The organism is Microbispora sp. H11081 (genome assembly GCF_012999535.1).
Lineage (GTDB): Bacteria > Actinomycetota > Actinomycetes > Streptosporangiales > Streptosporangiaceae > Microbispora.
Genome location: NZ_JABBWV010000011.1, coordinates 119018 through 130997 on the forward strand (window position 1 = coordinate 119018; position 11980 = coordinate 130997).

The following is an 11980-nucleotide window of genomic DNA, read 5'->3' on the forward strand; positions in this document are numbered from 1 at the left end:
GGCTTTACGCCCGTTTTACCTAGTCTCCGGTATCTATAGCGACAAGGTCACGGAACCATCACGGTCAGGGGGGAACGAACATGGTCACGGTGGTGCCGTCACTCGCCAAGGTCAGGGACATCAGGTCGGCGCTGCGCCGCAGGCCCAGGAGGGACAGAGGGGACAGGAAGATCGTCGATCTCCGCGCTTACACGGGCGGTAACGTCATCCGGTTCCCGAGGACGTCCGGGCCGACGTCGGCAGCCTGATCCGGTCCGTACTCAGCGATTTAGAGACCCGCCCGGCATCCCTGCCGGGCGGGTCTGCTTTCTGGTTGGATGTCACCCCATGAGCGATCTGTCCGCGACGGAGCGGACCCGGCACCGTCGCCTTCGGGAGCAGGGCCGCACCGACCGGCAGGCGCTGTTCGAGGTGCTCAGGGCCGGGTTCGTCTGCCACCTCGGCGTCGTCGTGGACGGCGACCCCATGGTGGTGCCGACGGTGTACGGCTTCGACGACGACCATCTGTACGTACACGGCTCCGTCGCCAGCCACAGCCTCACCCGGGACACGACGGTCTGCGTGACGATCACCCATGTCGACGGCCTCGTGCTGGCCCGCTCGGTCTTCGAGCACGGCGTCAACTACCGCAGCGCGATGATCTACGGCGTCCCGCGCGCGCTGGAGGGCGACGAGAAATTCGACGCCCTGCGCTGCCTCACCGAGCACGTCGCCCCCGGCCAGTGGGACCACGCCAGGCGGCCGAACCGCAAGGAACTGGCCGCGACGACGATCCTCGCTGTCCCGCTCGCCGAGGCGTCGGTCAAGGTGCGCGAGGGCCACCCGGACGACGCGGACGACCCGCACGACGTGTGGGCGGGCGTCCTGCCGCTCACCCCTTCATGGCAGGCCCCCGTGACCGACCCGCTGGCCGCAGCCCACCCCGTCCCGCCGCACATCCTGGCCCGCGCCGGCGCGAGCCTCTGACCGGCGTTCCCCGGGTTCGCCGAGGCCGCGTCCTCAGGCGGGCCGCGGCGTCACGACTGATCACGGGCTGAACGACGACCCGGCCCGGCGAGTGCCCGGGCGGTCACCATGAGGGCCGGCCGAGGCGGGAGCGAGACGGCCGCGGGCGTGGCCGAGGCGATCGACGCCGACGGGGCGCTGGAGGTTCTCCAGAGCGAGCAAGACAGAGGTTGACCGGACGATCTTCTTCACGGACGCTGCATGGAAGAAACACGTCCCCCTTTCCCGATCAGCAAGGGAGCGTCCATGCCCCATATCGCCCTCGGATCCGACGCACCGGGGATCCGCGGCCTGTTCGCCTTCCGCCCCGAGACCGCACATCCGCTCAACGCGCTCGCCGAAGTGCTGCTGCGCGGCGACAACACGCTGTCCCGGGGTGAGCGCGAACTCATCGCGGCGTACGTCTCTTCGCTCAACGAGTGCCGTTACTGCTACTCGTCGCACGCCGCCTACGCCGCCGCCCAGTTGCCCGAGGGGATGACGCTGGTCGACCAGGTGCGCGCCGACCTCGACTCCGCGCCCATCACGCCCAAGATGAGGGCCCTGCTGCGGATCGCGGCCTCCGTACAGCGCGGCGGCAGAGAGGTGAGCGAGGAGCAGATCACCGCGGCACGCGCCGAGGACGCGACCGACATGGAGATCCACGACACCGTGCTCATCGCCGCGGCCTTCTGCATGTTCAACCGGTACGTCGACGGCCTGGCCACGTTCGCGCCCGACGACCCCGAGTCCTACGCCGCGCGGGCCGAACGGATCGTCTCCCACGGCTACCTCGCGCTCTTCGCCGAGATGCAGGCCGCCACCGGACGGTCCTGACCTGGTTGACGCGGCTCCCGATCGCACCTCCCCCGCCACGTCCTCGTCATCGTCCGGAGAAAGGTGTCTCATGGCTCGAACCCTGCCGCTTTCCACCTCCCCCTCACTCTCGCACTCCGACGACACGCCCCGGCGCCGCGGCCTGATCATCGTCCTCAGCGTGCTGGCCGGCGCGCTCATCGCCGTCGTCTGGTCGTTCCACTTCGTGGACAGCGTGATCGGCGACAACGTCGCGAACACGCTGCTCGGCTACGACGCGAAGGGGACCGCGATCGGCGGTCTCGCCGCCGGCACCGTCTTCGCGTTCGTCTCGGGCCTGGCCGGGACGTTCACGGCCTGCAACATCGCCGTGTTCGGCGCGATGGCCCCGATGGCCGACTCTCCTGACGCGGAGAGCAACCCGCTCAGGGCCGCGCTACGCCCGCTCGGCAAGCTCGCCCTCGGCATGGTCGTCGTCTCCGCGGTGTACGGCGCGGTCGGGGCGCTGCTCGGCGACCGGCTCCCCCAGTTGTCCACCGCGCAGACGGCCTCGGGCCTGCCGGTCCGGCTGATCCAGGCGTCCGTGGTCTTCGGGCTGATCGGCCTGGCCTTCGTATATCTCGGCCTGGCGGCCCTGCGCCTCGTGCCCGATCCGTTCGCCCGCCTGTCCGGCCGGTTCCCGAACGTCCGGCTCGTCGTCATCGGCGGGCTGATCGGCGGGTTCCTCATCGGCCGCCCGTTCCCGCTGTTCCACAAGCTCTTCGAGTACGCCGCGGCGACGCACAACCCGTTCTACGGCGCCGCCGTCTTCGTCCTGCAGTCCCTCGGCAACATCACCATCATGGCCGTGCTCTTCGTGGTGCTCCTCTACGCGACGAGAGGCGGTTTCACCCGCTGGCTCACGGCGTCGCCCGCGCGGATCGCCACGATCACCGCCGTGACCTTCCTCGTCGTCGGCGCCTTCACGTTCCTCTACTGGGACGTGCGGCTGCCCGCGATGTTCGGGTACGGATGGTTCCCCACGGTCTCCTGGTGACGGCACGGCGTGTGCCGCCCGCGGCCGGCGACCCCTTCACCCGGGTCGCCGGCCCCCGGCGCGGCGCGTACGGCGATAAGGCGCGGAACGCGTCCGCCCCGGCGGGCTCCGTTGTCACATCCGTCACTTCGGGAGCGGAGCGATGCGGCAGGATGGGATCGTGACGCCTTCCCCAGCGGTCGTGCAGCCCGACCGGGATCTCATCGAGGAGATCCTCGACGAGCTGGACATCGCGCACACCACGGACGCGGAGGGTGATCTGGCGATCTCCACCGCGCATCTCACGACGTTCTTCCTGTTCGGCAAGGAGGGAGACCTCTTCACCGTACGGACCTTCTACGACAGGCCGCACTCGGTGGACGACAAACCGATGCTGCTCAGGGCGCTCAACGAGTGGAACGCCGACACGATGTGGCCGAAGGTGTACACGTTCACCCAGGACAACGGCGACATCCGCCTCGTCGGCGACTCGCAGATCTACATCGGCGCCGGCGTGACCAGGGAGCACCTGACCACGATGGTGGCCCACTGGGTGCGATTCTCGATCAAGTTCTACAGCTGGCTGACCGACAGGCTCGCGTTCGAGACCGACTGACCTGACGGCCGACGGCCCCGGCGTGACCGCCGGGGCCGCCCGTCCGGAGTCAGCCGTCCGGAGTCGGCCGTCCAGTTCAGCCGCGGCTCAGTGCGTCGCGCAGCTCGGCGATGGTGAGTCGCGGCCCGTACGCCGGCTTGTCGCGCTGGAACCGCTTCCCCTCCGCGAGCGGGCCCGCGTCGACCACGTCGAAGCCGAACGAGTCGATCAGCTCGGCGACCGTCTTCTTGGCCTCGTCGTCGTCGCCCGCGATGGGCAGCGCCCGCCGGTTCTCCGTGCCCGCGGGCTGGCCCTCCTCGGCGAGGTGGACGTAGTGGATGGCGTTGAACGCCTTGACCACCCGGGATCCCGGCAGGTGCGCGGCCAGCAGTTCGCTGTCGGTGCTCTCACCGGCGTCGAGCTCGGGGTAGTGGCCGTCCCGCTCGAAGTAGTAGTTGTTCGTGTCGATGACGATCTTTCCGTCGAGCGGCCCCACAGGGATCTCCCGGTACCGTCCGAAGGGGATCGTGACGACCACGATCTCGCCCGCCTCCGCGGCCTCGGCCGCGGTGGCGGCGCGTGCGGCCGGGCCCAGCTGTGCGACGAGTTCCGAGAGCGTCTCCGGCCCGCGGGAGTTGCTCAGCACCACCGAGTGCCCGGCGTCGACCGCCAGTTTCGCGAGGGTGCCGCCGATCTTTCCGCTGCCGATGAATCCTATGACCATGGCTGTCGGAACGCGCTGACCTCGGCCCTCATTCCCCGGGGCCACCGTCGGGGCGGCGGTGCGACGGTTTCGAGGAGGAATGCGAAGGGGGCCGGCGCGTTCGCCGGCCCCCTTCACTCCCGGGGTGTTTCGCTAAGCGGCTCAGCTGCAGCCGCTGGTGCTTCCGCAGCCCTCGCAGACGTAGCAACTGCCCGCGGGCCGCATCTTGGTGCCGCAGGTCAGGCACAGCGGTGCGTCGGCCGTACGGCCCTGGTGGCTCTCCAGCGAGGCGCCTGCCCTGCGCGGCTCGGGCACCGCCACCGGCGCGGGCTGCCCGGCGGCCGCGCCCTCGGCGGGCCTGGTCTCGATCGGCGCCGACTGGGCCAGCGCGGCGGTGTCGACGTCCTGGAGCGCGGCCGGGTCCTCCCCGCGCTGCTGCGCGGACCGCTCGGAAGCGGAGAAGATCCCCAGGGCGGCCCGGTCCTCGTACGGCAGGTAATCGAGCGCGAGCCGCCGGAAGATGTAGTCCATCACGGACTGCGCCATCCGGACGTCGGGGTCGTCGGTCATCCCCGCCGGCTCGAACCGCATGTTGACGAACTTCTGCACGTAGGTGTCCAGCGGCACGCCGTACTGGAGGCCGATCGAGATCGCCACGGAGAAGGCGTCCATGACGCCCGCGAGGGTCGAGCCCTGCTTGGACATCTTGAGGAAGACCTCGCCCACGCCGTCGTCCGGGTAGGACGAGGCGGTCATGTAGCCCTTGGCGCCGCCGACCGTGAAGCGGGTCGTGGTGCTGGGCCGCTGGTTCGGCATCCGCCTGCGGGTCGGCCGCGCGATCTCGACGACCTGGACGACCGGCTCCTTCTCCCCGGCTTCCTCGGAGGCGCCGTCGGAGGTCTTCTTGGCGACCGACAGCGGCTGCCCGACCTTGCAGTTGTCGCGGTAGACGGCCAGCGCCTTGAGGCCGAGCTTCCAGCCCTGCAGGTAGACCTCCTCGATGTCGTCCACGGTGGCCGACTCGGGCAGGTTCACGGTCTTGGAGATCGCGCCGGACAGGAACGGCTGGACGGCCGCCATCATCCGGACGTGACCCATGGGGGCGATGGCCCGCTCGCCCATGGCGCAGTCGAACACCTCGTAGTGCTCGGGCCGCAGGCCGGGGGCGTCCACGACGTGGCCGCGCTCGGCGATGTACTCGACGATGGCCTCGACCTGCTCCTCGGGGTAGCCGAGCCGGCGCAGCGCCCGCGGGATCGTCTGATTGACGATCTGCATCGAGCCGCCGCCGACGAGCTTCTTGAACTTGACCAGCGCCAGGTCGGGCTCGATGCCGGTGGTGTCGCAGTCCATCATCAGGCCGATGGTGCCGGTCGGGGCGAGCAGCGACGCCTGGGCGTTGCGGTAGCCGTTCTTCTCGCCCAGCCGCAGGCACTCCTGCCACTGCCGGGTGGCCTCGGCGTGCAGGCCCTTGTCCATGTCGTCGAGCGTGCGCAGGTCGTCGTTGGCCGCGGCGTGCTTGCGCATCACCCGCTTGTGCGGCTCCGCGTTGCGCTGGTAGCCGTCGTACGGGCCGACGATCCCGGCCAGCTCGGCCGAGCGCCGATAGGACACGGCGGTCATCAGCGAGGTGATCCCGGCCGCGATGGCCCGGCCGCCGTCGGAGTCGTACGCGTGGCCGGTCGCCATCAGCAGCGCGCCCAGGTTGGCGTAGCCGATGCCGAGCTGGCGGTACGCCCGGGTGGTCTCGGCGATCTTCTGCGTCGGGAAGTCGGCGAAGGTGATCGAGATGTCCATCGCGGTGATGATCAGCTCGGTGACCTTGACGAAGGTCGCGACGTCGAAGCTGTCGTCGTCGCGCAGGAACTTCAGCAGGTTGATCGACGCGAGGTTGCAGGAGGAGTTGTCCAGGTGGACGTACTCCGAGCAGGGGTTGCTGGCCGTGATGCGGCCGGTCTCCGGGCAGGTGTGCCAGTCGTTGATCGTGTCGTCGTACTGCAGGCCGGGGTCGGCGCACTCCCAGGCGGCCTTGGCCATCTTGCGGAACAGCGACCGCGCCTCGACCTCCTCGATGACCTCCCCGGTCAGCCGGGACCGCAGGCCGAAGCCGTCGCCGGCCTCGACCGCGCGCATGAACTCGTCGGAGACCCGCACCGAGTTGTTCGCGTTCTGGTACTGGACGGACACGATGTCCTTGCCGCCTAGGTCCATGTCGAACCCGGCGTCGCGCAGCGCGCGGATCTTGTCCTCCTCGCGCGCCTTGGTCTCGATGAACTCCTCGATGTCGGGGTGGTCCACGTCGAGGACGACCATCTTGGCCGCCCTGCGGGTGGCGCCGCCCGACTTGATGGTTCCGGCGGACGCGTCGGCGCCGCGCATGAACGAGACCGGGCCGCTGGCCGTGCCGCCGCTGGACAGCAGCTCCTTGGACGAGCGGATGCGGGAGAGGTTGACCCCGGAGCCGGAGCCGCCCTTGAAGATGACGCCCTCTTCCTTGTACCAGTCGAGGATCGACTCCATCGTGTCGTCCACGGCGAGGATGAAGCACGCGCTCACCTGCTGGGGGGAGCGGGTGCCGACGTTGAACCACACCGGCGAGTTGAAGCTGAAGGTCTGGTGGATCAGCGCGTGCTTGAGCTCGTGGTCGAAGATCTCCGCGTCCTCCTCGGAGGCGAAGTAGCCGTTCTCGACGCCGGTCCTGGTGTAGACGCCCACGACCCGGTCGACGAGCTGTTTGAGGCTCGACTCGCGCTGCGGGGTGCCCACCGCCCCGCGGAAGTACTTGGTGGTGACGATGTTGGCCGCGTTGACCGACCAGAAGTCGGGGAACTCGACGCCGTGCTGCTCGAAGTTGACCGAGCCGTCCCGCCAGTTCGTCATCACGACGTCGCGCCGCTCCCAGCGGACCTCGTCGTACGGGTGGACGCCCGGGGTGGTGAAGACGCGCTTCATCTTCAGGCCCTTGCGCGGGCGCTTGCCCCCCCGGCCCCCCGCGCCCGATACCGGGCCGCTCACGGTCTCCGTCATGACTTCCCCCTCCCAGGGCCCGATGGAGCCCCTTCTCCGGACCACGCTCGTTACAAACACATCGGTCGCGCCGCGCCTTCGCGCGCCGCCCGCCTCGTCCCGGCCCCCGGAGGGCGCCTACTCCTCGCCCCCGGGCCCGTGCGCCGCGCGCAGCCGCTCGATCTCCGCCTCGAAGTCCGCCAGCGTCTCGAACCCGCGGTAGACCGACGCGAAGCGCAGGTACGCCACCTCGTCGAGGTCGCGGAGCGGGCCGAGGATGGCCAGGCCCACCTCGTGCGAGGCGATCTCGGCCGCGCCGGTGCCGCGGATGCTCTCCTCGACCCGCTGGCCGAGCTGGGCGAGGGAGTCCTCGCCGACCGGGCGTCCCTGGCAGGCGCGCCGCACGCCGGCGATGACCTTCTCCCGGGAGAACGGCTCGGTGACCCCGCTGCGCTTGCTCACCATGAGCAGCACGGTCTCCTGGGTGGTGAACCTGCGCCCGCATTCCGGGCAGGTGCGCCTGCGGCGGATCGCCGCCCCGTCTTCCGCGGCACGGCTGTCCACGACCCGCGTGTCCGGGTGGCGACAGAACGGACAGTGCATTTCATCGCCTCCCTGAACGCACATCCCCGAACACAAGGTGTGGTGAACTTACACCGATGTGACTACTAGATGTTGTGGTCCAACCGTAGAAGTGCCCGACCTTGAACGCAAGTCGAACCGGCCATGGCGGCGGAAGTGCCTGCTAGGCCCGCGTGTCGCACCCCGCGTCACACCGGCCCCGGCGGCCCCGCCTGTCATGGGGAGCGGCCCGCCCGCCGCGCCCCCTCCCCCGGCACTCTCCGCAGGGGTGCTGAGCTGCGCCTACGCGATCCCGGAAGATCGGCGGAATCGAACACGGGATCGATCGAACTCCCGTACGATGAGGTGGACGACGAGATCGGCGATTTCGCTGGATATCGAACAATTGTTTGACGGCGATCTTGAATCGCGGTACGGTCGCTCTGTGCGACACGAGGAACACGGATTGAGAGGTGGCATCGTGGGTGACCGAAGTGAGCAAGCGGATGGCGTCAGCGACCTCGCGGTTCGCAGGCGCGACTCGCTTGGCCTCACCCCCAGGCAGCGGAAGATCCTTGAGGTGATCCGCGACTCGGTCCAGCAGCGCGGCTATCCGCCGTCCATGCGGGAGATCGGGGAGGCAGTCCAGCTGACGAGCACCTCCAGCGTGTCGCACCAGCTAACGGCGCTCCAGCGTAAGGGCTACCTCCGGCGTGACCCGCACCGCCCCCGGGCCTTGGAGGTCCGGCTGCCGGGAGAGCCGGTGCTGTGGGTGGATCCGGACGCCACCACCGAGGAGGAGGCCGGGTTCAACCGGCCCACTGCCGCGTACGTGCCGCTGGTCGGCCGCATCGCCGCCGGTGGTCCGATCCTCGCCGAGCAGAGCATCGAGGACGTCTTCGCGCTGCCCAAGCAGCTCGTGGGCGAGGGCACCCTGTTCCTGCTCCAGGTCTCGGGCGACTCCATGATCGAGGCCGCCATCGCCGACGGCGACTGGGTCGTGGTGCGGCAGCAGCCGGTCGCCGACAACGGCGACATCGTGGCCGCCATGATCGACGGCGAGGCCACCGTGAAGACGTTCAAGCGCAAGGACGGGCACGTGTGGCTGGTGCCGCACAACCCCAACTACGAGCCGATCCCCGGTGACGAGGCGACCGTGCTCGGCAAGGTCACGGCCGTCCTGCGCAAGCTGTAGCCGCGCCGGCGCCCCGTGGCACGAGACGGCCGCGGGGCGCGGCCGGACGCGGCAGGGCGGGATCCAGCGCGGGGCGGCGGCCACCTTTCCGGTGGCCGCTGACCGACGAATAGGGTGTCTCGGGTGAAACTCGACTCCCTGTCCCTCGACGCGGCCCGCGGCCGTGACGGAATCAAGTGGGCCAAGACCGCCGACGGCGTCATCCCCGCCTGGGTCGCCGACATGGACTTCCCCGTCCCCGACGCGGTCAGGGAGGCCGTCGCGAGACGCGCCGCCACGGATCTCGGTTACCCCGCCTGGCTGGACGAGCCGACCGCCGGGCCCCTGGCCGAGGCGTTCGCCGAGCGGATGGAGACGCGGTACGGCTGGCGAGCCGATCCGGCCCACGTGCGGTCCTACACCGACCTCAACCAGGCCCTCCAGGTGCTGCTGCACGTCATGACCGAGCCTGGCGACGCCGTGGCGCTGCACGTTCCGGCCTACGACCCCTTCCTCACCACCATCACCGGCATGAACCGCCGCCTGGTGCCCATGCCGCTGACGGCGGACGGCAGGTTCGAGGTCCCCGCAGAACCCGTCCGGGTGCTCCTGCTGGTCAACCCGCAGAACCCGTCGGGCCGCTCGTTCACCCGGGAGGAGCTCGACGCGGTCGCCGCGTACGCCGACCGGCACGGCACGCTGGTGATCGCCGACGAGATCCACGCCGACCTGACGTACGCCCCGGCCCGGCACATCCCGTTCGCCACGATCCTCCCCGAGCGCACGGTGACGCTGACCTCCGCCAGCAAGGCCTTCAACATGGGCGGCCTGCACTGCTCGGTGGCCCACGTCGGCGCGAGGGACGTCAGGGACGCGCTCGGCCGCCAGCCCGCCCACATCTACGGAGCGCCGAGCGTCCTCGGCGTGGACGCCACCGTGGCCGCGTGGCGGCACGGCGACGCCTGGCTGGAGGAGGTGCTGGCGATCCTCGACCGCAACCGCAGGCTCATCGCCGAGCGGCTCCCCTCCGTCGGGTACCACATGCCGGAGGCCACCTATCTCGCGTGGCTCGACTTCGGCGTGCCGGACGCGGCGGCCTTCCTCGAGCGGGAGGCCCGGGTCAGGCTCAACCCGGGCCCCAACTACGGAGGCGGCGACACCTTCGCCCGCCTCAACTTCGCGACCTCGGCGGAGATCCTGGAGGAGATCCTGGCCAGGATCGCCGCCGCGCTGAAGTGACGCGCCCGCTCAGCGCGCCGCTCGGCTCATCGCTCAGCTCCCTGCTCAGCTCCCTGCTCAGCCCGCTGCTCAGCTCGCCGTGCAGGTCACCGACGAGGGAACGCCGTTGCTGCCCGACCAGCTCGCGTTGAAGCCGAACATGGTCGAGGCGCCGGCCCCGAGCGCGCCGTTGTAGGACATGTTCGTCACGGTGACGTTGGAGCCGCTCGCGCTCAGCGTGCCGTTCCAGAGCTGGCTGATGCTCTGGCCGTTCGGGAAGGCCCACTTCACGGTCCAGCCCGAGATGGCCGCGGAGCCCGCCTTGACCGTGACCTCGCCCTGGAAGCCGCCGGGGTACTGGTTGGCGACCCGGTACGTGGCGGTGCAGGTCTTGCCGCCCGGAGACGACGGCGAGGCCGACGGAGACGGGGACGGGGACGGAGACGCGCTCGGCGAGGCGGAGGGCGACGCGGACGGAGACGCCGATGGGGACGGTGAGGGGGACGGCGAAGGCGACGCGCTCGGCGAGGCCGAGGGCGACGGAGAGGGCGACGGCGACGCGGTCTGGTTGCCGGTCACCGGCGGGATCAGGTACGGGGAGATGATGCTCTGCTTGGCCTGATCCACCGTGGCCCAGTCGTCCTTCAGGATGCCGCCCGTGTCACCCGAGTTGGGGTTCCACGACCAGTAGGTGAACGACATGCCGTTCACGCCGGTGCCCATGTACTTCATGAGCTCCTGGAGCCAGATCTTGTCGATGTTGCTGGCCAGCGTGGTGCCGAACTCGCCGACCATGATCGGGGCGATGTTCTGCTTGTACAGGTAGCCCCAGTACTTGTCCCAGATGGCCGGCATGTTGGCGGGGTAGTTCGGGTCGTCGAACCACGCCTGGTGGTAGACCGACGTGGCGTACTCGTGCGGCGAGTAGACGAGCCGGTTGGCCACGTTCAGCCGTACGGGGAACTGGCCGGCCTTGGTGAGGTTGCCACCCCACCAGCCGCAGTCCTCGTCGTTGCTGGTGTCGTTGTCCCAGACGTTGGACAGGCCGCCGCTCGGGCAGCTCACGCCCTCCACGAAGATCAGCCAGTTGGGCTGGACGGACAGGATCGCGTTGCCCGCCCGTTCGGCCGCGAGGCGCCAGTCGCGCGCGGGGTCGCCGCATCCCCAGCAGGAGCCGGTCGCGTTCGGGTTGGTGCCGTCGGCGTGCGGTTCGTTGTGCAGGTCGGCGCCGATCACGGTCGTGTTGCCGGCGTAGTGCTGGGCCAGCGCCTTCCAGTTGTCGATCCACGTCGACTCGGGGACGCCGGAGGTGTACCACAGCGCCGTCTGGCCGGCGCTGGTCGGCCTGTGCCGGTCGAGGATGATGCGCATGCCCTTCTGACCCGCGTAGTCCACGACCTTGTCGAGGATCTGCAGCGGCGACAGGCCGATCAGGTCGGGGTTGGAGTAAGTGTTGACGCTGGTCGCCTGCGCGCCCGGCTTCAGCGCGTCGTCCGAGAACGGCACCCTGATGGTGTTGTAGCCGAGGCTCGCCATCAGGTCGATCTGGTTCTTCCACGGGTTGTTCGCCCACAGCCCGTGGAAGGTCTTGTTGTCGGTCTCCATGCCGAACCAGTTGATGCCGGTCAGGCGGACCGTCGCGCCGGTACTGTCGACGATCTTGTTTCCGCTGGTGCGCAGATACCCGGTGCCCGTGCCCGCGGCGTTCGCCGGCGTACCGGTGACGACGAGGACGGTCGCCGCCATCGCCGCGGCGGCGGCCAGCCCGCCGAGAATTCGTCTGAACAAGACGTGCCTCCCACGCAGGGGCGCACGCCGGCGGTGAGCCGTCCGATCAGGCGCGCACCCCAGACCACCGCCGGAGCGGTGGTGGTAGCGGCATGCCCTGACCGCACGCCTACATCGATG

At 69.8% G+C, this 11980-nt stretch carries 10 protein-coding genes and 2 pseudogenes; 7 read left to right on the forward strand and 5 right to left on the reverse strand.

The genetic code is table 11. The features are described from left to right. Window positions 1-327 precede the first annotated feature (327 nt). The 4 genes from HHX31_RS24735 to HHX31_RS24750 all read left to right on the forward strand — a co-directional run bounded on the left by HHX31_RS24735 (window position 328) and on the right by HHX31_RS24750 (window position 3431). A complete protein-coding gene (locus HHX31_RS24735) occupies window positions 328-966 on the forward strand; it encodes a pyridoxamine 5'-phosphate oxidase family protein (protein WP_169950747.1) in 639 nt (212 codons plus the stop codon). A gap of 285 nt (window positions 967-1251) precedes the next feature. Further along, the gene (locus HHX31_RS24740) at window positions 1252-1821 is read left to right on the forward strand and encodes a carboxymuconolactone decarboxylase family protein (protein ID WP_169950748.1); all 570 of its coding nucleotides are present in this window, start codon (window positions 1252-1254) and stop codon (window positions 1819-1821) included. A gap of 70 nt (window positions 1822-1891) precedes the next feature. Beyond that, on the forward strand, window positions 1892-2836 hold the full coding sequence (locus tag HHX31_RS24745; RefSeq protein ID WP_169950749.1) for a hypothetical protein: 945 nt from the start codon (window positions 1892-1894) through the stop codon (window positions 2834-2836). 160 nt (window positions 2837-2996) lie between these two features. Further along, on the forward strand, window positions 2997-3431 hold the full coding sequence (locus tag HHX31_RS24750) for a YbjN domain-containing protein (RefSeq protein WP_169950750.1): 435 nt from the start codon (window positions 2997-2999) through the stop codon (window positions 3429-3431). Between the two features lie 76 nt (window positions 3432-3507). Here the strand turns inward: HHX31_RS24750 and HHX31_RS24755 are convergent, their stop codons facing one another. The 3 genes from HHX31_RS24755 to nrdR form a co-directional block, all read right to left on the reverse strand. Continuing rightward, window positions 3508-4134 (reverse strand): NADPH-dependent F420 reductase, encoded by a 627-nt coding sequence (locus HHX31_RS24755; RefSeq protein WP_169950751.1) that lies wholly within the window; start codon window positions 4132-4134, stop codon window positions 3508-3510. Window positions 4135-4275: 141 nt separating this feature from the next. After that, window positions 4276-7140 carry a vitamin B12-dependent ribonucleotide reductase gene (locus HHX31_RS24760; protein ID WP_169950752.1) on the reverse strand — a complete coding sequence of 955 codons (2865 nt, stop codon included), beginning with the start codon at window positions 7138-7140 and terminating at the stop codon, window positions 4276-4278. A gap of 117 nt (window positions 7141-7257) precedes the next feature. Next, complete coding sequence (gene nrdR / locus HHX31_RS24765; RefSeq protein WP_169950753.1) at window positions 7258-7722, reverse strand: transcriptional regulator NrdR; 465 nt, start codon at window positions 7720-7722, stop codon at window positions 7258-7260. A 436-nt stretch (window positions 7723-8158) separates the two neighbouring features. On the opposite strand from nrdR, the gene lexA reads away from it, so the two are divergent. Continuing rightward, window positions 8159-8875, forward strand: coding sequence for a transcriptional repressor LexA (gene lexA, locus HHX31_RS24770; RefSeq protein WP_169950829.1), 717 nt, complete (start codon window positions 8159-8161; stop codon window positions 8873-8875). Between the two features lie 123 nt (window positions 8876-8998). Further along, window positions 8999-10093 (forward strand): aminotransferase class I/II-fold pyridoxal phosphate-dependent enzyme, encoded by a 1095-nt coding sequence (locus tag HHX31_RS24775; protein WP_311932223.1) that lies wholly within the window; start codon window positions 8999-9001, stop codon window positions 10091-10093. Window positions 10094-10162: 69 nt separating this feature from the next. Here the strand turns inward: HHX31_RS24775 and HHX31_RS36015 are convergent. Next, window positions 10163-10447: pseudogene (locus tag HHX31_RS36015) on the reverse strand (cellulose binding domain-containing protein); the annotation flags it as partial. Between HHX31_RS36015 and HHX31_RS36020 the strand changes: the two are divergent. Next, window positions 10377-10694 (forward strand): hypothetical protein, encoded by a 318-nt coding sequence (locus HHX31_RS36020; RefSeq protein WP_396711625.1) that lies wholly within the window; start codon window positions 10377-10379, stop codon window positions 10692-10694. The pseudogene HHX31_RS36015 and the gene HHX31_RS36020 sit on opposite strands and share 71 nt — an antisense overlap. Window positions 10695-10750: 56 nt before the next feature. Here HHX31_RS36020 and HHX31_RS36025 read toward each other — a convergent pair. Continuing rightward, a pseudogene (locus HHX31_RS36025) lies at window positions 10751-11818 on the reverse strand (glycoside hydrolase family 5 protein); the annotation flags it as partial. Window positions 11819-11980 lie beyond the last annotated feature (162 nt).

Coding starts and splice junctions, on each gene's coding strand:
- HHX31_RS24735 (WP_169950747.1), top strand. CDS start 328: ATGAGCGATCTGTCCGCGACGGAGCGGACCCGGCACCGTCGCCTTCGG.
- HHX31_RS24740 (WP_169950748.1), top strand. CDS start 1,252: ATGCCCCATATCGCCCTCGGATCCGACGCACCGGGGATCCGCGGCCTG.
- HHX31_RS24745 (WP_169950749.1), top strand. CDS start 1,892: ATGGCTCGAACCCTGCCGCTTTCCACCTCCCCCTCACTCTCGCACTCC.
- HHX31_RS24755 (WP_169950751.1), bottom strand. CDS start 4,134: ATGGTCATAGGATTCATCGGCAGCGGAAAGATCGGCGGCACCCTCGCG.
- HHX31_RS24760 (WP_169950752.1), bottom strand. CDS start 7,140: ATGACGGAGACCGTGAGCGGCCCGGTATCGGGCGCGGGGGGCCGGGGG.
- nrdR (WP_169950753.1), bottom strand. CDS start 7,722: ATGCACTGTCCGTTCTGTCGCCACCCGGACACGCGGGTCGTGGACAGC.
- HHX31_RS36020 (WP_396711625.1), top strand. CDS start 10,377: ATGGCCGCGGAGCCCGCCTTGACCGTGACCTCGCCCTGGAAGCCGCCG.